At 62.2% G+C, this 22,866-nt stretch carries 21 protein-coding genes and 2 pseudogenes; 9 read left to right on the forward strand and 14 right to left on the reverse strand.

Going from position 1 to position 22,866, the window contains the following annotated elements; genetic code table 11:
• Window positions 1-79 precede the first annotated feature (79 nt).
• The 3 genes from EO136_RS07710 to EO136_RS07720 are packed head-to-tail and all read left to right on the forward strand — an operon-like array spanning window position 80 to window position 2,723.
• Window positions 80-835 carry an IclR family transcriptional regulator gene (locus EO136_RS07710; RefSeq protein ID WP_127143877.1) on the forward strand — a complete coding sequence of 252 codons (756 nt, stop codon included), beginning with the start codon at window positions 80-82 and terminating at the stop codon, window positions 833-835.
• A gap of 2 nt (window positions 836-837) precedes the next feature.
• Entirely contained in the window at window positions 838-2,322 is a 1,485-nt protein-coding gene (locus tag EO136_RS07715) for a M81 family metallopeptidase (protein ID WP_246018294.1), read from the forward strand.
• The gene (locus tag EO136_RS07720; RefSeq protein WP_246018295.1) at window positions 2,319-2,723 is read left to right on the forward strand and encodes a RidA family protein; all 405 of its coding nucleotides are present in this window, start codon (window positions 2,319-2,321) and stop codon (window positions 2,721-2,723) included. Before EO136_RS07715 ends, EO136_RS07720 begins: the two co-directional genes overlap by 4 nt.
• Window positions 2,724-2,808: 85 nt before the next feature.
• Here EO136_RS07720 and EO136_RS07725 read toward each other — a convergent pair whose 3' ends face one another.
• From EO136_RS07725 to EO136_RS07765, 9 genes are all read right to left on the reverse strand, one after another.
• Window positions 2,809-4,113, reverse strand: a complete 1,305-nt coding sequence (locus EO136_RS07725) for an aspartate aminotransferase family protein (RefSeq protein WP_127143878.1) — start codon at window positions 4,111-4,113, stop codon at window positions 2,809-2,811.
• 112 nt (window positions 4,114-4,225) lie between these two features.
• Window positions 4,226-5,287, reverse strand: a complete 1,062-nt coding sequence (locus tag EO136_RS07730) for an ABC transporter ATP-binding protein (RefSeq protein ID WP_127143879.1) — start codon at window positions 5,285-5,287, stop codon at window positions 4,226-4,228.
• A gap of 9 nt (window positions 5,288-5,296) precedes the next feature.
• Window positions 5,297-6,064, reverse strand: a complete 768-nt coding sequence (locus EO136_RS07735; RefSeq protein ID WP_127143880.1) for an MBL fold metallo-hydrolase — start codon at window positions 6,062-6,064, stop codon at window positions 5,297-5,299.
• Between the two features lie 5 nt (window positions 6,065-6,069).
• Window positions 6,070-7,272 (reverse strand): hypothetical protein, encoded by a 1,203-nt coding sequence (locus EO136_RS07740; RefSeq protein ID WP_127143881.1) that lies wholly within the window; start codon window positions 7,270-7,272, stop codon window positions 6,070-6,072.
• On the reverse strand, window positions 7,269-8,072 hold the full coding sequence (locus tag EO136_RS07745) for a creatininase family protein (protein WP_127143882.1): 804 nt from the start codon (window positions 8,070-8,072) through the stop codon (window positions 7,269-7,271). The genes EO136_RS07740 and EO136_RS07745 overlap by 4 nt, the downstream gene beginning before the upstream one ends.
• Window positions 8,069-9,085 carry a Gfo/Idh/MocA family protein gene (locus EO136_RS07750; RefSeq protein ID WP_127143883.1) on the reverse strand — a complete coding sequence of 339 codons (1,017 nt, stop codon included), beginning with the start codon at window positions 9,083-9,085 and terminating at the stop codon, window positions 8,069-8,071. The genes EO136_RS07745 and EO136_RS07750 overlap by 4 nt, the downstream gene beginning before the upstream one ends.
• Before the next feature lie 10 nt (window positions 9,086-9,095).
• A complete protein-coding gene (locus EO136_RS07755) occupies window positions 9,096-9,938 on the reverse strand; it encodes a carbohydrate ABC transporter permease (RefSeq protein ID WP_127143884.1) in 843 nt (280 codons plus the stop codon).
• A complete protein-coding gene (locus EO136_RS07760; protein WP_164730487.1) occupies window positions 9,935-10,756 on the reverse strand; it encodes a carbohydrate ABC transporter permease in 822 nt (273 codons plus the stop codon). Before EO136_RS07760 ends, EO136_RS07755 begins: the two co-directional genes overlap by 4 nt.
• A gap of 130 nt (window positions 10,757-10,886) precedes the next feature.
• Window positions 10,887-12,041, reverse strand: a complete 1,155-nt coding sequence (locus EO136_RS07765) for an extracellular solute-binding protein (protein WP_164730488.1) — start codon at window positions 12,039-12,041, stop codon at window positions 10,887-10,889.
• A gap of 135 nt (window positions 12,042-12,176) precedes the next feature.
• Between EO136_RS07765 and EO136_RS18560 the strand changes: the two genes are divergently transcribed.
• Both EO136_RS18560 and EO136_RS18715 read left to right on the forward strand, forming a co-directional pair.
• On the forward strand, window positions 12,177-12,479 hold the full coding sequence (locus tag EO136_RS18560) for a hypothetical protein (protein WP_164730489.1): 303 nt from the start codon (window positions 12,177-12,179) through the stop codon (window positions 12,477-12,479).
• A gap of 327 nt (window positions 12,480-12,806) precedes the next feature.
• Window positions 12,807-13,012: pseudogene (locus tag EO136_RS18715) on the forward strand (transposase); the annotation flags it as partial.
• Window positions 13,013-13,040: 28 nt separating this feature from the next.
• Here the strand turns inward: EO136_RS18715 and EO136_RS07780 are convergent.
• The 3 genes and pseudogenes from EO136_RS07780 to EO136_RS07790 all read right to left on the reverse strand — a co-directional run bounded on the left by EO136_RS07780 (window position 13,041) and on the right by EO136_RS07790 (window position 15,938).
• Complete coding sequence (locus tag EO136_RS07780; protein ID WP_127143888.1) at window positions 13,041-14,468, reverse strand: ATP-binding protein; 1,428 nt, start codon at window positions 14,466-14,468, stop codon at window positions 13,041-13,043.
• A gap of 95 nt (window positions 14,469-14,563) precedes the next feature.
• Window positions 14,564-14,797, reverse strand: a pseudogene (locus EO136_RS07785) (IS3 family transposase); the annotation flags it as partial.
• Between the two features lie 37 nt (window positions 14,798-14,834).
• Entirely contained in the window at window positions 14,835-15,938 is a 1,104-nt protein-coding gene (locus EO136_RS07790) for an IS256 family transposase (protein ID WP_206513290.1), read from the reverse strand.
• A 156-nt stretch (window positions 15,939-16,094) separates the two neighbouring features.
• Here EO136_RS07790 and EO136_RS07795 point away from each other — a divergent pair, with 156 nt between their 5' ends.
• The gene (locus EO136_RS07795) at window positions 16,095-16,886 is read left to right on the forward strand and encodes a tetratricopeptide repeat protein (RefSeq protein ID WP_164730490.1); all 792 of its coding nucleotides are present in this window, start codon (window positions 16,095-16,097) and stop codon (window positions 16,884-16,886) included.
• Between the two features lie 356 nt (window positions 16,887-17,242).
• On the opposite strand, the gene EO136_RS07800 is transcribed toward EO136_RS07795, so the two are convergent.
• Entirely contained in the window at window positions 17,243-18,547 is a 1,305-nt protein-coding gene (locus tag EO136_RS07800) for a hypothetical protein (RefSeq protein ID WP_127143891.1), read from the reverse strand.
• Window positions 18,548-18,719: 172 nt separating this feature from the next.
• On the opposite strand from EO136_RS07800, the gene EO136_RS07805 reads away from it, so the two are divergent.
• The 3 genes from EO136_RS07805 to EO136_RS07815 all read left to right on the forward strand — a co-directional run bounded on the left by EO136_RS07805 (window position 18,720) and on the right by EO136_RS07815 (window position 22,140).
• Window positions 18,720-19,322, forward strand: a complete 603-nt coding sequence (locus tag EO136_RS07805; protein WP_127143892.1) for a hypothetical protein — start codon at window positions 18,720-18,722, stop codon at window positions 19,320-19,322.
• 158 nt (window positions 19,323-19,480) lie between these two features.
• Window positions 19,481-20,296 (forward strand): hypothetical protein, encoded by an 816-nt coding sequence (locus EO136_RS07810; RefSeq protein WP_127143893.1) that lies wholly within the window; start codon window positions 19,481-19,483, stop codon window positions 20,294-20,296.
• A 722-nt stretch (window positions 20,297-21,018) separates the two neighbouring features.
• Window positions 21,019-22,140 carry a plasmid recombination protein gene (locus EO136_RS07815; protein ID WP_127143894.1) on the forward strand — a complete coding sequence of 374 codons (1,122 nt, stop codon included), beginning with the start codon at window positions 21,019-21,021 and terminating at the stop codon, window positions 22,138-22,140.
• A 186-nt stretch (window positions 22,141-22,326) separates the two neighbouring features.
• On the opposite strand, the gene EO136_RS07820 is transcribed toward EO136_RS07815, so the two are convergent.
• The gene (locus tag EO136_RS07820; RefSeq protein ID WP_246018296.1) at window positions 22,327-22,671 is read right to left on the reverse strand and encodes a hypothetical protein; all 345 of its coding nucleotides are present in this window, start codon (window positions 22,669-22,671) and stop codon (window positions 22,327-22,329) included.
• Window positions 22,672-22,866 lie beyond the last annotated feature (195 nt).

Below are 22,866 nucleotides of genomic sequence, written 5' to 3' on the forward strand. Positions count from 1 at the left end.
GGTGTTTCCCACGACAGCCTTGTCTCTCGATACGAAATCGTTATTCTGCAGTACGATATATGGATTTTGCAGGATCACCATGGCTGCCCAGATTGCGGTAATCGAAAAGGCATTCGTCGCGCTCGAAGCGATGAACAAGCTGGCGCGTCCGGCCTCGCTCAAGGAGCTCGCGGCGATAACAGACCTGCCCAAGCCTACGCTGTTCCGCATCCTCCAGACTTTGGTCGAGCTTGGCTATGTGGACCAGGATAGTGCGCGCAGCCGTTACGGCCTGAGTCTGCGCCTTTTTCACCTCGGCCGCGGGGACAGTTTCGAAGATGTCAGGCAGCGCGCCATGCCGTTCATGGAACCTTTGCACCGCCGGTTCAACGAGACCATCAATCTGGGCGTTCTTGAGGGGGGCTCGGTCTTTTACGTCCACTTTATTGAAACCACGCGCAATTTGCGCTGGCAGGTCCGACCGGGAACGCAGGATCCGTTCTACTGCACCTCCCTTGGCCGGGCGATGGTGGCCCATCTGCCCAAAGCGCGTCAAAAACAACTGATCGAGCGGATCAAGTTCGAGGAGCGCACGCCACACACGCCGCGCGACGCGGTGACGGTGCGTCGGCTGCTCGCCGAGACGGCGGCAAATGGCTGGGCCTGCGACGCCGAGGAAAACGATATCGGGGTCTCGTGCTTCGGCGTGCCGTTGATGCTCGATGGCGAGCCGACGGCAGCGATCAGTCTGTCGATACCCGAAAGCCGACTGACGCCCGAGCTGCGCGAAGAGATCATTTCGGCGCTTCTGGCCGTACGCGAAGGCCGCATCGACGGCGATTATGGAGGGGGCTGACCATGGCCCGAGTACTTTTTGCGGGCCTTTTCCATGAGACCCATTGTTTCATCGATTCCTTGACCAGACTCGCGGACTTCTCCGTACTTCGCGGCGCCGAAATCCTGCGCTGCAGGGGGGATGGTTCGCAGATCGACGGGTTTCTCGAGGTCGCCCAAGAGAGGGGCTGGGAGATTGTTCCGGCCTGCGCCTATGCCGCCACACCATCAGCGACGGTCGAACATGCCGTCTTCGAGCAGTTCTGGTCCGAACTGGAGCCGGTCGCGCGTCAGGCAGGAACTGACGGGGTCGATGCGATCTTTGTATCCCTACATGGCGCGATGGTTACACAATCCGAGAACGACGTGGAGGGGGAGGTTCTCGCGCGGCTCCGCAGCACGCCGGGGTTGCAGGACGTGCCCTTGTTCGGCGTCTACGATCTTCACGCCAATTTCAGCGACCGCATGGCCCGGCACGCCAATGGTCTGGTCTGCTATCGGGAGAACCCGCATATCGATGCGCGCGATACCGCCGTGCGCGCTGCACGGCTGCTCGCCCGGTGCCTGGAGACCGGTGTCATCCCCCGGATGACGGAACGGGCCGCTGGCATACTCTGGTCGCCGCCCGGAACAGGGACGGCAGACGCACCAATGGCTGCGCTCGAAGCTGCGGCGCGCGCCATGGAGGCCGAAGATCCGGACATATGGGCGGTGAACATCGTGGGGGGATATTCTTTCGGCGACACGCCATGGACAGGCGTGAATGTAAACCTCGTTGGCACCGCCGACTCCGCCCGCAATGCCGCGATACTGGACCAGCTTTGCGGATTGGCGCTCGCGCTCAAAGAGCGCGGTGAGGCTCAGGAGGTCGCGCCGGAGGAGGCACTGGCGGAGATCGTCCGGCTGGCGCCGGATGGCCCGGCCCTTCTGGTCGAACCTTCGGACAACATCGGGGGCGGCGCTCCGGGAAACGGCACCGGCGTTCTTCGCGCGCTCATGGCCGCAGATGCTCGCGATGCCGGCGTGGCAATTTGCGATCCCGAAGCGGTGGAGGCGCTGATCGCGCGGGCACTGGGCGAGGAGGTGAAGCTTGAAGTCGGCGGCAATGGCAACCGTTACGACCCGGGGCCGGTGCGCATACAGGCGACGCTCGTTTCTCGCAGCGACGGGCGCTTCTCGCTCGAGGACATCAACAGCCACCTCGCCGCATCACGGGGGCGCAACATAGAGATGGGGCCATGCGCCGTGGTCAGGCATCGCGGCATCACCATTTTGCTGACGTCCAAGCCGACCCCGCCATTCGATCTGGGCCAGTGGCGCAGCCAGGGCATTGATCCCGAGCGGCTCGCGATAATTGGCGTGAAGGCGGCGGTCGCACACCGGCGCGCCTACGATCCGATCGCCGCTGCCAGCTTCACAGTCAGGACGCCCGGAGCATGCACCAGCGATCCGCGCTTGCTGCCGTACCAGAACATCCGGCGACCAATTTACCCACTCGACCCTCAATGACCAGAAGCGAGAAGCTCATGATTTCCTACCCCGACGCGCCCGAAATGCCCCGTTCGCACCTGCCGTTCAGTCCGGTGGTACGCGTTGGCGATCTGCTCTTTGTCTCCGGTCAGGCGTCAGTCGATGGGACCGGCAAGATCGTCGATGACAGCTTCGAAGGCGAAATGCGGCGTTCGATCGCCAATCTCGAGGCCATCCTGAAGGCGGCGGGAAGCGGTCTCGAACATGTCGTCCAGACCCGGAACTACGTCCGGCGGCCCGAGGACCTTGCCGAATACAATCGGCTCTACCCCGAGTTTTTCAAGGCACCGTTCCCGGCGCGGACCACGATTAGCGAGTGCCTCTCGGGGAGTCTGAAATACGAGATCGACTGCATCGCCGTGGTGGCACCCGCCGCGTAGCGCCTTTTTGGCATACCAGACGGAAAGGGCCGGCAGCGTGCTGCCGGCCCTTTTTCGTTGCGGTGTTCCGGGGAGGCCGCCTCGGTCAAAGCGCCTTGCGCGCTGCGTCCAGGGTGCTGTCGATCGTTGTCTGGTCGTGAGCGGTCGAGACAAACCAGGTCCCCCTGGCCGTAGGCCTGATGCCGTTGGCAAGCAGCGCGACGAGGAACTCTTTCTGGCGCGCCTGATCCGTCTTCCGGTAGCTCTGGTAGTCGATAACGGAACCGGACTCACCGAAATAGGTGTTAAAGCAGGTGCCGACGCCGGAAACCTGAAGTCCGGACGCCCCTCCGATCTCTGCCAGGCCCGCCATCAGTGCCTTGCCCATGTCCTCGGCTCGGGCGAGGGCGGCGCCATTGTCTGCCGCCAGGGCGCGGATCGTCGCGATGGATGCCACGACGCTGGGAACGTTCGAATTGTAGGTTCCCGAGTGGTTCACCGCGCCGGTCCCGAACATATCCATAAGGTCGCGTCTGCCGGCCAATGCGGCGATCGGGAAGCCGTTGGCCATGGCCTTGGCGAAGGTGGACAGGTCCGGGGTAATCCCGTACCGCCCCTGCGCTCCACCCAAACCGAGCCGGAAACCCGTGATGACCTCGTCGAAGATGAGCACGACGCCATGCTCGCGGGTCAGCTCGCGAAGGCCCTCCAGATAACCTTTCCTGGGCAGGATCGCGCCAGTGTTGCACATGACGGGCTCTGTGATGAGGGCGGCGATGTTGTCCCCGTGCTCCTCGAGCGTGTGCCGCACGGCATCGAGGTCGTTCCAGGGCAGGACGATGACGTCATCGAGCACCGACCGGGATTGGCCTCGCGTCTCGAGGTGGGCTTCACGGGGGACCGGCAATTTCTCGCCCGGCTCGGCAGGGTGCGGACTGTGGCTGATCAGGACGTTGTCGAACCAGCCATGATACTGGCCTTCGAACTTGATGAACTTCTTCCGGCCCGTGTGGGCGCGCGAGACCCGCAACGCGGCCTGCACGACCTCCGAACCGGTCATCCCGATGCGGACGCGTTCGGCGCTGGGAATATGCTCTACGAGAAGCTTGCCCAGTTCCAGTTCAGCCCTGTGCTGGCCGGCGAACATCTGGCCCATGGACAGCGACTGTGCGACCGCGTCGGAAACGACTTTGGGTGCATGTCCGAGGATGGTCGGGCCCATGCCAAGGGCATAGTCGATGAAGGTGTTGCCATCAATGTCATAGAGATGGGGACCCTCCGCACGCTCGAAGCACAGTGGAATCGAGGCGCCGCCCAGCCGGACATTGGAATTGACGCTGCCTGCTATGACCGCTGACGATTCGGTGTTGTAGTCGGCGGATCGCAGGTATTTCTGGGTCGCATCGGTCATGGAGACGTCCTGTGTCGTAATGGCGTTTCGTATTGCGGCATAGCCGTTTCGTGCCGTTTTTCGGGTATGGCTGGCCGACCGCGAACGGCAGCCCGGGTGTTCATCACTTCGGTCAGGTGTTGAGGCGGTTGCCCGTGTCTGCTTCGAAGAGATGCAGACGTTCAGGATCTGGCCGGATGTGCAGGGTATCGCCGGTTTTCAGCGAGAGACGGTCACGGAAGGCGCAGATCACAGGCTGGCCGGCAAGGCGGCCGACCACTTGCGTTTCCGCGCCGGTCGGCTCGACCACCTCCACGGTCACCGGCAGGCCATCAGGATCGATGGTGACGTGTTCGGGCCTGAAGCCGAGAATGGCCGTCTCCGCAGGTGGGGTACCGCCGGGCAGTGGGAGGCGCATATCTCCAGTGGCAAATTCGGGTCCACCGGGGCCTTGCCGTATCCGGCCCTCGAGATGGTTCATTGCCGGCGAGCCGATGAACCGTGCCACGAACACGTTGGCAGGTCGGTCGTAAAGATCAAGCGGGGTGCCGATCTGCTCGATGATCCCGTCGCGCATGACGACGATCCGGTCGGCCATGGTCATGGCTTCGATCTGATCATGGGTTACGTAGATCATCGTCGTGCCGACGTTATGATGGAGCTGCTTGATCTCGGCCCTCATCTGGACGCGCAATTGTGCGTCCAGATTGGAGAGGGGCTCATCGAACAGGAAGACCTTCGGGTTGCGCACGATCGCCCGGCCCATGGCCACACGTTGTCGCTGACCGCCCGACAACTGTCGGGGATACCGGTCGAGCAGGGGCTCGAGCCCGAGGATGCGTGAGGCTCGTTCCACGGCCGACGCGATCTCGGATGCCGGAGCCTTCGCGATCTTGAGCGAGAAGCCCATGTTGTCGCGTACGGTCATGTGCGGGTAGAGCGCATAATTCTGGAAGACCATCGCGATATTGCGCTCGCGAGGCGTGAGGTCGTTGACCACCGCGCCATCGATGCTGATGTCGCCAGAGGTGATGTCTTCCAGCCCGGCGATCATGCGCAAAAGGGTCGACTTGCCGCAGCCCGATGGGCCAACGAGCGTGATGAACTCTCCATCGGAGATGTCGAAGGATATGCCCTTGATCGCAGGCGAACTGCCGTAGGATTTGCGGACCGACGAAATGGTGACGGGTGCCATCGGGTTCACTCAATCCTTTGCTGGCCGGAACGGCCTGTCGTGACCGGGGATGACCAGGTCTGGCGAGAACGCCTGCACGCGATCGAGCGAAGCGTGGAGCTGCTCGAGTTGGGGGGGGCCATACCAGTGCGAGAAGGTGCGTTCTTCGTATTCCGGGCGCACCATGGTGAGATCGCCGGCCACGAGCACGCGTTCGTCTGCGGTATCGACGATCAGCGAGATGTGGCCCGACGAATGGCCGGGCGTCGCGATCGCGCTGACACCGGCCATGATCTCGACAGGGTCGAGGCCTCTGATCTCGGTGATTTCGCCCATCATCTGCTTTTTGGCCTCGACGATGGGCTTGCCTTCGATGATCTCCATGTCGGCGAACTCGCCAGCGCCGATGATCCAGGGTTTGCCCTTGAGCTGGACGACGGACGCGGCATGATCGACATGGCAGTGAGTGGTCACCACGGCATCGATATCCTCGTAGCCGAGACCCCGCGCAGCGAGCGCGCGCCGCAGAACGCCGTACGCCCCGATATGGGTGTTGCCGGGGTCTACGAGGAGCGTCTTCTCGCCGCGGATCAGGACCGTGCTCGCCACGGGCAGAAAACCGAGATTGGTGTCGAAGATCGGACCATCCTTTTCGGGGTCGATGCCGATCATGGTCTCCATGCGGTCGAGCTGCTGCTGGGGGTGGGCTGCGAACATGTAGACCAGCTCGTCGTGGTCATACCGGAAACGCAGGCAGATCGGGTGAATGATAACTTCAACAGTGGGATGCATGCTCATCGCGCTCAGTTCTCCCAGCCGCTGACGGCGTTTGCGATCCAGTCGAGTGTCCCGAGCTGCATGAAGCTGTAATTGTAGAAGGTGGCGCCAGAGGCAAAGGGGCGAACGGCGCTCACCTGCGCGGCCAAGCCCTCCGAATCCTCGATCTGCGGCACGATCGCCCTTATGGCGGGAACCTGTTTCGGCTCTGGACCCACCACTTTCCTGTAGGCATCGATCTTTGCGGCGAGGACGTCGGGATCGGAGAAGTAGAAGGTGGGATGAATCTCGTCGACGAGCGGAAGCTGGGCGTCGAGATCGACGCCATTCTGCCAGCGCCGGCCATTGGCTCCCAATCCATAAAGCGGGCCGAAATCCAGGATCGCGGTGGCGATGCCCCGCTCGCGTGCCGGCGCGACAGCTGCTTTGAGAAGTTCGGTGAGGCCTCTTTCACGGACTCTCAGATAGTGAATGAAACTCTCGCCGCCGGCCGCTTCCAGACCGGCCCAGTCCATGGGCGTGCGCGGCTCGCCGGCCATCGCCGGATCACACACGCTCCGGACAAATGCGCGGACGGCCTCGGGGTCGCCTCCATCCGCCGCCAATGCCTGGCACAGTCCCTCGGAAAAGGACAGGGAGGCCAGGAAGTCCACATCGGTATCGAGCGGAATGCCGATGACCTCATGATGGTGGCCGTGGCGGAGAGGAAGGTATTCGATGGATTCGAGCAGGACGCGTTCGAAAATCCCCAACGCTGCCACGTCGGCCACGACGTTGGCCACGATCGCTTTGACGGGCTCGGCATGCGGACACAGGGAATGGGTGATCACATCGCCCCAAGCGTTACGGATGGCAAGCTCGGAATGGGCGGTGCCGAGACCGGAGTTGTGGAGGACCGGCATCCATGCGGCGAGCGAGATGCCCCGACGCGAAGCCTTTTCGGACAGCTCGTTCCAGAATCTGTCCCAGTCGTTGGACAGGGTACTGATCACCGGCCGCTGTGCGCCGCTCGCGTGCCACGGCCCCGGCTTGAAATACAGGGCACCCGGTTCGGGGAAATGGATCCGTCGCCTTGGATTGTGCGGCAACAGGAACATGCCGGAATGATACCAGGCGGTGATGTAGAGCGTATTGAGGCGCGCGCGCTCGACGGCATCTAGGACGGCGTCTGCGCCCTCGTCCAGGACGTCCCAAGGATAGGCAAACAGGCCTAGCGGGGTGTCGGTCATGAGCGATCTCCCAAGTCTTCGGGTTTCGGCCAGGCGGCATAGTCCGCGAAAAAGGCGGCCAGCCTGTCTGTAAGGATTTCGAGTAGGGCCGCGCCACGATCGGCGTCAGCCAGCGTGGGGGCGCCGATGACGCCCGTCTCGCTCAGCTCCGCAAAGCTCGCGGCTGTCGTCACCGACCCGCCGGCGACAAGGTCTGCGCCCAGATATCGCGATCGGTCGAGATAGTGGTCCCGGGCCTTGTCCATGTCGACGAGATCGGGCCGGGTGGCCAGCACGAGCGCCGTCTCCATTTCGCAGGCGTGGTTGATCCCACCGATAGGGGATTGGCGCCAATCGGCGATGTCGGGGACGGCGAAATCCCAATACGACGCGGCGGCGACCGATATTCCGTGATCATAGCGCAGGGTTTGGGTGAGGTTGCGCAGCAGGTGCGCATTGCCACCGTGACCGTTGACGAGCACGATCCGTCTGAAGCCACTGTGCCAAAGGCTCCGTGCGATCTGTCCGACGATGGCCGAAAACGCCGTGTCGTCAAGCGTTACCGTGCCGGGGAAATCGCGATGATGTGGCGAATAGCCGGTCCACACGGCCGGCGTGACGGCAATTGCCCTGCCCTGCAATGATGCCTTTTCCGCTGCCCTTGTGGTGACGGCTTGCGAGAGATGGGCATCCACCTGGAGCGGAAGGTGATGCCCGTGCTGCTCGAAGGCGCCGACAGGAACGGCGACGAGGGGGTCCTTTTCGAGCAAGGTCCGCACCTGGGGCCAGCTCATCTCGCCAAGTTGGACGGTGGAGGTCATGGTGCGCCATCCGGTTCGACGTTGACGGGCATGCCCGTCGCGATCGAGGTCTTCATTGCCTGGACTACGGCCTCGGCGGCTCTCGCCGCTTTAAGACCCACCAGTGGCGGACGTTCCGCAAGCAAATTGTCGACGAACATGTCGAGCGACGCCTTGAGTGCTCCGCCGGTCCCGCCCGGCAGCGCTGGCCAATGGGTCATGTCGGGGTGGGTGTACCTTTGGGCGGTCAGGACTTTCATGCCTTGCGACGAGCCCTCGATAATGACCGAGCCGCCATCTCCGATGACATGGAAAGCCGGCTCCAGAGGCTCTGGTTGGAGCGGAGGCTGGACCCAGGACGTCTCGAAGATCGCTACGGCACCATCGGCGAAGCGGACGGTGGCGACGATCGCATCATGGCTGTCGAGGCCCTCGCAGGCGCGCACGACCGCTTCGGAGAAAACCCGCTCGACCGACGTTCCGTTCACCGCCAGAACCATCTCGATGTCATGGATGAGCGTGGAGGACAAAAGGTCCGTCCATTTCGCGTAGTGCTCGAGCCCGAGATTGGACCCTCTGCGCCGCGCGTAAAAGCTAACTGTCCGCCCGATGCCGCCCTCGGCAACGAGCTTTGCCATCGACGCGTAGCGCGGGTCGGCGTGCAGAATGAAGTTGACGGCAGCGTAGGCTTTTTTTGCGGTCAGCTTTCCGACCAGATCGTCGACCTGAGAGAGCGAGCGGCCCAGCGGCTTTTCGAGCAGCATTGGAATGCCCCGATCTGCTGCGAGCAGCGCCGGAGCCGCGCGATGGGTCTCCGGCGTGGCAATGGCGATCGCATCCACGACCGCCGGGTCGAGAAGCGCTTCCATTGCATCGAAGCGCTCTGTTCCGGTTCGCCCGGCGACGTCGGCGGCGCGCTCGGCATCCAGATCGTAGACGCCGACCAAGTCGCAACGCGGGTTTGCCGCATAGATGCCGGCATGCAAGGATCCGATCATGCCGGTGCCGATAACACCGATCCTGAGCTTTTCCATTGGCGTTCTCCTACCTGTCCGCACCGGTGAGCACCACCTGGGTAATCAGGCGCTGGAAGACGATCATGAGCAGGGCCACGGGCAGGAGCGTAAGAACCGCCGCCGCGGCCTGCTGGCCGATCTGGATGTCGATTGTCGAACGGAACATGCCCAAAGCCACGGTGCTGATGCGCAACGAGTTGGTGAAGATCAGCGGCGTCAGGAATTCGATCCAGGAGAGGATGAACGCAAAAACGAAGGCTGCAAGTATTCCCGGTCGGATCAGCGGCAGCACGATCAGATGAAGGATCTGGAGATAGCTGCATCCATCGATACGCGCTGCTTCCTCTATCTCGATCGGCAACTGGTCGATGAATGTCTTGAAGATCCAGATTGCGAAGGGAAGGATGAAGCCCGAATAGGCCAGCATCAGGCTCCAGATGGTGTCATCGAGCCCCCATTCCACAAAGATCACGAACATGGGAATGAGGAAAAGGGTGGTGGGCAAAAAATAGACCGAGATCAGCACGCCAAGCAGCAGTCCGCCCCCAGGCACTTTCAGGCGCGAAAGGGCATAGGCTGCCGGCAGGGCAAGCAGAATGCAAAGCAGGGCCGTGCTGGTCGAAACGATGAGGCTGTTGATCATCCCCTCGCGCAGCGGCACGATATGCCCGGGCCGAAGAACCTCGGCAAAGTGATCGAAAATGATTGTGGTGGGAACGAAGCTCACGTCCCGGGAGCGGATGATGGACTCCGGTTGCAGGCTGGTCAGAAGCAGGCCGTAGAGCGGGAACGCCATCAGCACCAGAACGACCAGGGCCGATCCATAGATGAAGATGTTGCGAGCGAGATCACGTCTTTGCCTGCGCGTCACGATGCACCCTCCCAATGGCGAGAAACAAGCCGCCTGATGGCCAACATGACGATGACCACGACCAGTGTGATGAGCAGCAGCACATAGGCCGATGCAGAGGCCCGGCCAAGATTGAAGGACTGGAACGCCTCCTGGTAGACGAAATAGTTCAGGGTCGTGGTGCCGCCGCCGGGCCCGCCTCGGGTCAGCACGAATATGGTGTCGAAGGCTTTCATCGCCCAGACAAACTGGATGAGCATGAGGGGTATGGCCACCGGCACCATCAGTGGCATCAGGATGTAGCGGAAGCGCTGGAACACGTTTGCCCCGTCAACCTCGGCGGCTTCGAACACCTGGCCAGGCAGACTTTGCAGCCCGGCCAGGAAGAACAGCACCATGAAGGGTATGGCCTTCCAGATTTCGGCGAGGGCGATGACGTGCAGCGCCGTCGTCGCATCCCCGAGCCAGATGCGGTAGCTGTCGATCAGGCCCAGACGATAGAGAATGGCGTTGATGAAGCCGACATCGGCATGGAACATCTGGCCCCAGAGCACGCCCGCGACCACGGGTGGGACTGCCCAGGGCAGGACCACGAAGACGCGCACGAGGCCGCGACCGCGGAAGGGCTCGTTGAGCAAAAGTGCGATCAGAAAGCCAAGGGTCGCCGTCGCAAAGGCAACCAGGAGCCCGAAATAGATCGTGCGCACTGCTGTTGCGACGAACTGCGGGTTCGCAAGCAGGCTCGAGAAATTTCCGAACCCCACGAAGCGCTCGATGCTCAACCGGACCATGTTGAATTCGGCAAAGCTGAGGGCCAGCGTGAAAAGTGCCGGGTACATGAATACGCCGCCTACGAGGAGCAATGCAGGCGCAACCATCACAAGGCCGAGGCCAGTTTCGCGTCTGATTTTCATCCAACAACCAATCAGGGTGTCGAGGCGGACGAACCGGCCGCCCGCCTCCTCGTCGTCAGGTGCGGCTCTGCTCGATCTGGCTGACCGCATCGTTGAGGGCCGTGCGAGGATCCTTGCTTTGGGCAAAGGCCTGGGACAACTCTCCCGTCAGTATTTCGACCCAGCGCAGGCGATCGGCCGAGTAGCCTCCGTCGACGGGGTATTCGTAGGACTGGCGGATGACCTCGGCCACGGGGAGGTTGTCGAGCACTGACTGTTCGCTCAGCGCCGGTTCGAGCACCGGCGCCCAGGCTGTCTCCGAGCCCTGAAGTATCTGGTTCTCCAGCGCCACGGCCATCTCGATGAACTGCCGACCACCTTCGGGATTATCCGAGAATGTGGGTACGGTGAGATACTCAGATCCGTCGACGGACGCCGATGTCACCACCGAAGGGTTGGGCGCATAGCCGCTTCGTCCCTGGATCTGGGAGTCTTCCGAGCCATTGGCGATGCCGGCGATGAAAGGCCAAGTGAAGAAGAAGCCACGCGTGCCGGCGAGATAGCTGGGCGAGGCATCGAAAACCCAGGTATAGGTGACGGACGCCGGATCGATCGCCCGGTGCTCGTGGAGGAGTTCCACCATGCGCGAGAGCGCTTCCACGCCTTCCTCGCTGTTCATGACGGGATTGCGATCATCGTCAAGGAAGTGCCCGCCATGCATCTGCAACAGCGATCCGAACGTGAAGATGCTACCTGTTCCGCCCCAATTGTCCACGAGGCCGTAGACGTTGTCGTCAGAATTGGTGATCGCCTTGGCATAGTCGACAAATTCATTCCAGGAATTGGGCGTCGAATGCCAGCCGGCAGGCGCCTCCGGATCGAGGCCGGCTCCCTCGAGCAGGTCCTTGTTCCAGTGCATGATCGGTGCGCCGATCGTGACCGGCACCCCATAGATTCGGTCATTGTAGGTGGCTGCGGTGAGGCTGTTGCGGAGCATGCCTGCTGGCACGAATTCGTTCTCCACGAGATCGGTCAGATCAGTTAGCCAGCCGTTTTCCGCAAGGCCCGCGATCTGGACGGCGTCGACAAAGACAGCATCGCCCACTGACCGGCGCGCGATAAAGGCGGAGCTGAGCTTGACCGGAAGATCGGGCGTGGTCACCAGCTCGATAGCCGCATCGGTCCCGTAGTCCTCGGCATACCTGTCGGCGAGGGCTATCAGATAGTCCATGTGGGAGCCGAGCAGCAAACGGACTGGCGAGGTGTTCCCCGATTGCGCAAGTGCAGATGCGAATGGTGAAATGGCGCCCATGGCTGCGGCGGATGCGCCGAGACCAAGGACCGAACGGCGAGAAAGAGCGCCCTTATGCATTATTCCCTCCTGCAGGCTGAGCTCCCCGATGATCAGTCCGGGGCGCGGGAAGGTCAACTCGAATTCTACAATGCGGCTTGCATATTTCATATCACGGAACGATTTTTGATTAATCCTTGCGCCTTCTGCGTTGATGCGCAAATTTTGGACTTTCCACCGTGGCGAGTAAAGGGTGTAAATGGGCGGGCTGGAATTCGTTCGGGCCGTTCTGACTGCACAGCAGCCGACAGGAGCCATGCTGCCAACGTGAACGGCTGGAATGAGCGCGCGAAGCTGCCTTGGACGATCGGCAATTGATCCAATCGTTGACACGATTTTCAGCTCACAGTGACACCTCGATTGTGCCTGGGGTGCAGCAACTGAAGGATCGGGTGATCGCCATTGCCGATCAGTTCAATCGCGGAGAGCCGCAAGCCAATATCTCCGGTCCGCTTGCCTCGGCACTCGCCCCTATTGCCAGATGTTCTTCAAAGACCGTTATCGAACTTTCAGGCTCGCAGACGCAGACTTGCCTGTAAGCCCTTTGCGGCAGTGCTAACTGTTTTGATCAAGGCATGGCTCAGACCCGACAAAGGGTTCGTATCTTTTGGCGCGCTCTGACTGCTTGGCGTTGAGGCGGAATGCATGACGCGCCGCCGTTGCGACCTGACTGACTTTGAATGGTCGATCATTAAGCCGTTTTTGCCCAATAAGCTGCGTGGCGGGCATCGCAGATGATCGCAAGGTGCTCAATGGCATTGTCTGGCGGCTTCGGCCTGGAACGCCCTGGGTGGAAACGCTCTAGATGCCGTAATGGGCCGGCAGCGGCCTGCTACAATCGCTTGGTTCGATAGCGGAAGGGGCTGCACGCCGAACACCTTATTTGGGGCCGCGAAAGTTGTGCCGGTAACCCCGGTCCGGCCCGTACACGAGCAGCTCCGGATCGATGAGGTGGACAGAGGCGTCGACAATTTGCTGCACTTCCTCCTTGAAGCCAGTTTTGCTAAACAACAGGAAGTGGTGCCCATCGGTGCCACCGTAGCCGCTTTTTTCGGGCGCCTCCTTCAGCTTTTCGATGATTGCCATGTCCACACGGCGTTCACGCCATTTAGCTTCACCGAAGAAGGCCTCGCCGTTCAACAGCATTCCTGCCACATCGACGTCCATATCGCGATGGCCCCAGATGGACCCGACCTCGGCCGCCGGCACACCTGTCTGTTCCTCCAGATGTAGTCGGGCGTAATCGCGACAGATCTTCTCGAACGCACCACCCATGAACTCCGGTAGTTCGTGAACAATGATGCTGTCGAAGAGTTTTTTACCGTGTCCGCTGTTGATAGCGCCGAGGTAGCGAGGAAGGAAGCGATACCAGAAGGCCAGTAGCTGATCGTTTAGCCGCAACCGTCGATTGCGGCCCCTGTCATCTGCGTCGAGCGACTTCTCGGACGTGATGAGGTCAAGCCTGATCAGCCTGGCCACGTAGGGCGAGATGTCCGATGTCTTGGCCTTGATACGATCAGCGATCGCTCCTGCGCCGTCGCAACCATCGGCAATGGCGGCGAGAATTGCAGCATAGGTCCGAGGCTTCTCGAATTCGCTCCTCATCAAGAACTCCGGCTCGTTCACCAATCCACCGGTCTCGGTCAAAAGCAGATCGATAATGTTGCCGCGCAGGTCCTTGGACGGGTCGCATTGGGCGAGGTAATGTGGCACGCCTCCGAACACCGCATATGTCTCGATGATTGCCTCGGCGGAGTAGTCTGGGAAAAACTCGGCCGCTTCCCGCAACGAGAGCTGCTTGACGTCGATCGACATCGTCTTGCGCCCATAGAGGGGGTTCTTCTCAGCCAGCAGATCTTCCATCTGCGAGATCGCCGAACCGCACAATATCAGCTTCAAATTACCGGCCGCCGCGGCGTCGGTGTCCCAGAAGCGCTGCAGGACCGATGGCAATGATTTGTCGTCGGCCAGTAGATAGGGGAATTCGTCAAAGATCACGACGAGGCCGGGCTGTTTTTTCGCGGCTTCCGCGAGGTAGTGAAATACGCTTTCCCAAGTCCCGAGACCAGCCAAAAGCTCTGAATCTCCCACGGCGAGAGCAGCCACTGCCTTGAACGTCTCGAGGTTCTGGGCAGACGAGGCTATGGTTGCCTGGAAATAGATGTTGGGACGCCCATCGGCGGCCTGCTTCAGTAGCCAGGATTTGCCGATACGGCGTCTGCCATAGGCAATGACGAGGGAGGGCCGGGCGAGATCGATCTCAGCTTTCAGAAGGCCCAGTTCCCGCTCTCTACCAATGAACTTCATACCATAATCCTGATTATCATATTTTCATTTATAATAATCTTATTTCTGGTATGAGTTCAAGTGCTATGAGCGATACGTGCGGCCTCTGACCATCCTCATGTGGCCTTTGATATCGGGATGGATGAATAACCCCGAGTTTCGTGGATGCCGTCGGGTTGGTTTCCCTGCTGGCGTTCAAACTCGACGGGTGACAGCATCCCGTTCCTGACGTGATTGCGTTTTGGGTTGTATAACATTTCGATGTAGTCGAACATGTCCTGCCTTGCCTCTTGGCACGTTCGATATGTTCTGCGGTGTATTCACTCACGCTTGAGCAGATTGAAAAGATTGCGCAACCTGCTGTCTGGAAATTCTGCTGAGAGCGGGTCACCCATCCTGGCATTCCCACTTGATGTAGGCCTTTGTGTCTGAGGCCCATTTCTCGTCGATCTCGACGAGGATTGCGCTGACCATGCGCAGGAGGGAATCCTCGCTCGGGAAGACCCTGAGCTTGGCCGTGCGGCGCTTGAGCTCCTGCTGCACGGCACGCTCGATCGGGTTCGAGGTGCGCAGTCGGCGGCGGTGTGGCTCTGGGAGGGTGAAGACGGCGAGCCCTTCAGGTGCGTTTTTCTCGAGCCATGCAGTCAGCCTTGGCGCACAGGTGTGGTAGCTGGCGACCAGTTCGGCGAGCGCGGTCTCAGCCTTGGCGAGCGTGCTTGCGGTCCACACGGCGCGCAGCTCGGCCCCGATGCGCTTGCGGATCTCGGCATTGGGGGCGTGGTGGATTGCGTTCTGGGCGAGATGGAACTGACAGCGCTGCCAAGTGGCACCGCCGAGCACGGCGCGCCGGGCAGCGCGCAGCCCGGCAGGGTCGTCCGATACGATGAACTCGACACCGCGCAGGCCACGGGCGACCAGGCTCTCCAGAGAGCTCCGCCAGTGGACCTCGGCCTCCGAGAGGGCCACGGACACACCAAGAACGCGCCGCCGCTCGTCCGGACCGATGCCAATGGCCGAGAGCACGGTGACATCGCGCACCACGCCGCCATGGCGCATCTTCTCATAGCGCGCGTCGACGATGAGGTATTCTACCTGGCCAAGAGGGCGGTTGCGCCAGCCGTCCAGCTCCTCGTCGAGCAGCTTGGCCGCCCGGCTGACCTGTGAGGACGACAGGCTCTCGATCCCGAACTCGCCCATGACAGCCTCGGCATCGCGTGTGGAGACGCCTTTGACATACATCTCGGCCACCGCCAGCATGACAGCCCGGACCGACCGCCGTCCGCGCTCGAGCGATTGCGGGTAGAATGGCTCTGCGTCGTGCCCGGCGGTCTTGGGCACCTGCACGCTCACGGTGCCCGCAGGCGTGTCGATCCGCTTGGGCTTGTAGCCGTTGGCATAGCCGTGCCGCTCGGGCGTGCGCTCATAAAAGCCCGCACCGAGAAACCGCTCACGTTCGATCTGCATCGCCAGCTCGAAAGCTCGGGCGAACACCGAGCCGATTTCCGTCAGGCCCGTGTTCGATCAGCTGTTCCAGGACGGCCTCAACCGCCGTATCCTTGCGTCTGCCCGTGCCGGGGCGCGCCCCGGCACGGGCTCATGCCCCGCACTTCATGCAAATTTCCAGACCGCAGGGTACAATATAGCGGCATGTCGGGCTGGGAGGCCTATCCGAAGGCGGAAACGGCGGCGCGGCGGGCCGTCGAACTCGATCCGACGCTCGATCTCGCACAAGGCGCGCTCGCTTTTGTCGAATTCCACTGGCACTGGCGGGTGGACGCCGGACTGGCTCGGTTTGCCGAGGCCATCCGTCTCAACCCGAACTCGGCCAACAATCACATGTGGTACGCCAGTGCGCTCCTGCTGGCCGGCAGACCGCAGGAGGCACTGCCCATTGCCAATCGAGCGCAACAACTCGACCCTCACAACAGCGCAGTCCTCAATATCAGGGCACAGGCGCTGTTCTATAGCGGCGATACCGAGCCGGCGTGGGACCTTCTCGCGGACATGATCGCGCAGGACCCGGGGTTTGCCTGGGCCTACTATACCCGCTCGCTCATTTATCTCTCGCAAGATGACTATGAAGGTTATCTAACCGATTATGGCCGGCTGGGCGACCTGATCGCCGTGCCGCGCTACCGCGCCGCAGCCGAGGCCGGTGTGAGAGCACTTACCGAGGCGGGACCCGAGGCGATGGCTATGGCCATGTTTTCAGTGGAGCAGGAGTACTATGAGCGCGGCGAAGCGTTGGCATGGGACCTTGTCCGCCATTATGCGCTGACCGGGGACGGTGATGAAGCCCTGCGCTGGCTTCGCATCAGTCTCAATCGCCGTGAGGAACGCCTGATCGGTATCAAGGTCGATCCCGCCTTCTGGCCGATCCGCAACAAACCCGGCTATACCGAACTGCTCGCCGAGATCGGGTTCCCCGCTAGCGGGTGACCGCAGCAGCTTATCCTATTTGCCGCCGATCACCGCACGTGCCTATGGCGACTTTCAGGTGTTGTTGTCGGATACCTGATCGGCCCCATTGGGGGCGCGAAGCTGCCTCACGACGATCGGTGATTGACCATTTCCCACCTGCCATCAATGTTCTTCAAGGGCCGTTATCGAACATTGAACCGGGCTCCCCTGCCCATCGATGGCAACCAATACCCGGCGATTGCCTGGCCAGAAGGGCCGGCGTTCTGCCGGCCCCTTGTCGCGGCCCGACCGGCCGACCCCAAAGCCCCCCCGCACAGGGCCGGCGTCCTCCCCCACGGCCAGGACCCCGGACCTCAAGGCCTGCCCCCCCGGGCTCAATCGTTGAGAAAAAACCTCGGCGCCCCCTCTCGCGCCGGGATCGTGACGGGCACGCCCGTTTCAAGGACCGCGCGGCCATGGCCGGCCAATTGTGCCACCGACAGGCTCGCGCGCGCAAAGAGCGCCTCGATTCCTGTCTGCAGTCCCTCGACCTCACTTTGGAAAACCGGGTCCTGCTCGGCGTTGGTGCGCGCCCGTTCCCCAAGGCCCACAAGCCCCCCGGCAACGACCAGGGACGCAATCGTCCCGGGCCGCCCGCGCAACGCCATGGAGCCGGCAAGAGCTGCACTCTCGAGCAGGGGCAAAAGATAGATCCGGGTCAAAAACACCCCGAACGCCGGGGCGAGATCGAAAAGGCTCGCCGCCGCGATCATCCGTTCCGGGCCCAGTTCGGCCAGCGCCTTCTCGGCCACCAGTCTCTGGCGCACCGAACTATAGAGGCGCGGTGGCTCTGGGAGCCAGATGGGCGCCTGCCGGTCCTTTGTGAGCTTCTTGATCACTCTTCGGGCGCTGTCGCGCACACCGATCTCGGCTTTCTTGCGCACTTTGTGCGCCTCATGCCAGAGGCAAAGCGTGTCGATCAGTCCCAGTTCCCCGGCAAGCACCTCGGCAAACCCCCTGGCCCTGATCCGGGCGATAAAGGCGCGATCAAGCGCGGCCTCAAGGGCACGTTCCTCGAGCCCGTAAGCCTCGGCCAGCAGCCGGGGGCCATGGGTCTGGCACCAGCCACGGACCGGGAACCGGTCCTCGCGCGCGTGGTCGGCATTGAGATTAAAGAGCGCGCCATGATCCTCGAGCCGGCTGCCCAACGCCCGGCGCTCGGCTTTGAAGGTCTCGATGTCGCAAGGCTCAATGACCGCACCGAGCCGATCGAACCGGGCCACCGCCTGGGCAAAGGCAGTTTTGAACGCGGTGTCGATGGGCGCTGCGTCGGGGCGCCCGGGCGCCTGCCTGCCGCGGAAATCAAGCTGGGCGGCAAAGGAGGTGACCGCCCCGCCTGCCGCCAGACGCGCTCTGGTCGCTTCACTGCCGAAATCGGTGCGCGCGCAAGTGGCCTCATCAACCCGCCGCACGATCATCGGGGCTATCAACTCGCTTGAAAACGCACGCCGCAGCTCGCTCACACCGGCAAAGATCTCAAACAGCTGGCGTTCGGTCAGCTGGGCGGCAAATGGCTGGAAGGTTTCAAGGCTCAAGGGCCCGCGTGGCAGGAAAGCCATCTCCCGGGCATCAACGCTTGCGGCCCCGGCCCCCTCTGCACGCACCGTGGCAATGACTGTAAAATCCTCAAGGTTCACCATGCCGGTCCTCTCATCGTCCGGGGCCAGGGGCATCTGTTCTGGCACGCGGAGGGTTAGCAAACCCCTGCCCTTGTTTTTCCGACAATCAGGCAAATCCGCAATTGGCCCGCTTTTGCGCGGGCGCACCGCGAGGCGATGCTGGCTCTGGCAATAGATCTGGCGGAGACAAACCGTGACCCACGACGAGTTCGTTGCACGCGCCCAGGAGACAGCACGCAATGCGCAGGGCCTGCGACCGCTCGCCGGCCATGTGCGCCGGCTTTATCGCGACATTCGTGCGCTGCAGGGCGACGACAATGCGTTCTATTACATCTCCGAGGTCATCCACGCGGCGCGCGGCGGGGACCGCGATCTCTCCCAGACCACCGAGCGCGTCAAAACCTATTTCCACAGGTATCGCAAGGCACTGGGTGATCCTGTTGTCGCGCGGGGTCTGGATGGGGGCACGAGGGTTCGAAGGGCCGCGCTCGACCAGAGGTCAACAGGGACCGCTCCGGGCTCTCCATCGAGCCCCACACGCTCGGTCTGGGCGCCCGATGACCCACACGCGCCCCATCAGAGCGATGGGGTCGAGGACCGGACCGATCTACGCCTTGAGCAGGCCGCACCGGGCGTGCCCGAGAGCCCTTTGGCTCATGACCCGGCTTCCTCCGGTTTGCCATCGCCCCCCAAGCGGGCGGTGCCCGAGAGGACGGCACCCGAACACAGCGACATGGCTGCGCTGGCGGCTTGCTACCGACGCCCGGGCCGCCGCCGCCTCATCTCCGGGGGTTAGCCTTTTCCTTTTCTTGGGGAAGGTGCCGGTCCCGGTCAGGAAAAAGCGAAGTTTTCTCCAAATCCGCAATTGGCCCGTTGGACCGGCATGCCGATCACGCTCAGGCTTTGTGCGTGGTGACACAAAACCAACCAACCGGCCGAAAGGACAATTCGCCAATGCTTGATATCCCCGAAATCGTGGCTGCCCCGCAGTCACCACTCCTCACCATTCCGAGCCATCGTCTCGGCGGCTCAGCCAAGTCGTTCATGAGCCAGATCCTTGTCGACGCGGGCCACCGCTCGGGCCTTGACCTCAAGATCTTCGAAAACGACAGCCAGCGCTTTTACGATCCCTACGCCAGCGTGCAGCATATCCTTTTCCCCCCTACCGACGTGGTCGTTCATGACCCCATCGCGGACGTGCGTGTCCACTCCGTCCTCGACCGGGCGCTCCTTGAGGCAGGTCCCAATGATTGCCTGATCTATGATACGTCAGCCGCATCGATCAATCGGCTCACTTTCGTGATGGATCAGCTTGACGTCGCGCTGCGGCTGGTTGCGATGGAACGTCATGCCCTGATTGTCGTTCCGACGTCCGCGCGTGAGGATATCGCGCGCGACGCGCTCGAGACGTACGAGGTCTGGCGTGACCTTCTGCCGGCGCCGCACCGGGTTGTGCCCGCTGTCAGTCAGCGTGATGGAGACATTCACACGCTCCCCGCAGGCCACGATCTGCGCAAGCTCCTCAAGGTTGCAGAGGACGGCGCGTTCCTGATGCCCCAGGTGCCGATGACAATCATCGATGGCATCCGTCGGTCGGGCCTCATGCTCTTCCGCCTCGGGGATTCACGCAACCCGCTTGAGACCGCGGAGATGGCAAAAAAGATGGGCATGGATCCGACCCTCGTTCAGATGATGCGCCGGGCTGCCGGGACCATTTTGAGCGAAACCGACGAGCAGATGCGCCGCCTGGGTTTTATCCTCGGGCTGTAGCGAGCGGGCCCAGTCACAGCCAGCAGAGCGCTGCGGCCCTTGCAACGATCGCAGCGCTCGCCGACAGGACCGAACAGGAGCGACAGGTCCTTGGTATCGTCCGCTACCTCGCCCCGGACGCGGTAGAAGACCTTGTCCTGGGCCGCAGTCCGCTGGCAAGCCAGCACTGCGCGCGGCTGTTGATGGAACTGATCGATCAGGGGCGTCATGACAGGACCCTTGATCCGATCCTCAGGACGATCGAACATCGGGCCGTCCGCTCGGCGGCAAACAAGGTCATCGGCGGGCGCGGCCGGATCAACCGCGCAAATCGGTTTGCCCCGGACCTTGTCCCGGGCCTCACCAATCTCGCGGTTACCGAGTTGATCCGGCTCAAGCTCGAAAGGGCCTTGCAAAACCTGCGACACAGAACGCGTAAATGAGCTTGAGCTCGCCCTACCCTCACCCGCGCCACCGGCGCGGGTTTTTTGTTGCCCAGGTGCGCGAGAAACAGGGTCGAGGGTGGAGGCGTGAGCCGGGCGGACGTCTTTTCTGCCTGGGCCCCATGAATGTGACTCCGAGTGACGGTCAGTGACTCTGTGTGACCAGGGCGTGAAACAAAGTGACTCGGTGTGACTGTCCGTGACTTCGGGTGACTTCAAGTGACTTCAAGTGACCGGACATCTAGTCGGTAAAGACTAGAATGATCGGCGTCGACAATTGCAGGAGAAAAAGGTGCGAGAATGCCGAGTCAATTTCTGCGACTGAACTGTTATGGCAAGCGGTCCGGCGCGCGGCGCAAGCCCCATGAAAACATCTACGATATCATTGATGAAGCTGCCCGGGCACCCGGGGCCGCCCCCCATGTGCGCAAGCCAAGACCACCGGTGCATCGATACGGGGCACCGCTCGACAGCCTCAAAAGTCAGATGACCGAATATGCAAAAACCGTTCGCGACCGGCGCGGGGCACGTATGCGCGAGGATGCGACCATGCTCTATGCGATTGTCGCGAGCTACCCCCGGCCCTGGCGCAAGCTTGCCGAAGGTGAGCCTCTCGCCCACTACCAGCAATGGCGCGAAAGCGTGATTGCCTGGCTCATTGTACAGTTTGGCGACCATCTTGCCACGATCGTTGAACATCTCGACGAGGGTCAGCCGCATTTGCATGGCTTTGTCATCCCGCCGGTCTGTCCGCGCCATCGCATCGATCATCGGCTTCATCCCGGCCACGCAGCGCGTGCGGCCGCGCTTGAGGAGGGCGCGGATCGGCTTGCCGGCGAGCGGGCTTACCGCAATGGCATGCGCGCCTGGCAGCACGATTTCCACGCCGCGGTTTCACGCCCCGCAGGCCATGACCGGATCGGACCACGCCGCAAGCGATTCCGGCGCGATGTCGCGCTCATGCGCCAGGCCCAGGATCGCTTCCTTGAACGCGCCGAGACCATCACGGCCCAGCTGGTGGCACGGCTTGGGGCGAACCCCGACCTCGTCCCGGCCACGGACCATGCCGACCTCGTTGCCTTGGGCGCGATGGTTTCCAATGCGCGCGGCAGGCTGCTGGCCGGCCGAAACGATGCGCTCGACGAGCTCGACGCAGACCTCGCGGCCCTTTGTGCGCCTCGTGGGCATGAAAACGGATCTGGAACACCAGCAAACCAGCCCTTCGCGGAGCCCTGGGCCTGGGACGGCGATCCTCGCTGGGACGACGTCGAGGACCCCGCCCTTGAGATCGACGACGATCCCGATCTTGATGCCTTTGAGCGTGAGGAGACAGACGGCTGGGATGTCGATGCCGAGGATGGATATGACGATGTCCCCGGTGTCGTGGAGGATTTCGACTTCGATCCACCCGATGAGCACTGACAGGGACCACCGACCCGGGGCGGCAGCGGTGCGTCGATAAGCAGTCAGGAGGAGTTCTGGCAAGGCGCCGCCGCCCCGGGCGAGGGCCAAGACACGCTCGAAGGCACATCGGCACTCGAGGACCGCGTGTCGTTGCCAGACAATTGCATATGTTGCCGGTAGCACCAAGCCCCGGCACCCGACCGATCAGGTCTTGTCACCTTTGGGCGTCACATCCTTGATTGCCGCCTGCAACAAGAACGCAACATTCTCTGCGGTGAATTTGTATCCCTTCCCGTCGGGGATCCGGTTGGCCGAGATCGGGTATTTGGGCCGGCGCGGATCGATGCCCGCGACACGAAACCTGTCCCGGCCCGTCGAAAACTCTCGACCGAAATCGTCTGGCGAGAGGCCAAACTCTTCAGCAAGCGCTTCAAACATCATGCGGTCGGGGTCCATCGTCGAGCCATCGGGCAGGGCAATGGAAACACGTGCGCCAAATTCGAAGTTCCAGCGCAGGTCCATCGCTTGCACACCCAGCCCCTCAGCCACGAGACCGCGCCGCGCGGCCACCTCAGAACACGCGCGCACCATTTCGTCCTCGAGCGTCCTAGACAGGCTGGGGGTCAGGTGCCGCGGGGGAAGCGGTTCCCGGCATCGTTGGCTCCTTCTGTCTGACTCCACATTCTGCGCACACTGGCACACACCCGCAGCTTGGTGAACGCGCAAGTCCGGGCAATCCACCTG

Origin of the sequence: Pelagibacterium montanilacus, from assembly GCF_003992665.1 — a bacterium.
Classification (GTDB): domain Bacteria; phylum Pseudomonadota; class Alphaproteobacteria; order Rhizobiales; family Devosiaceae; genus Pelagibacterium; species Pelagibacterium montanilacus.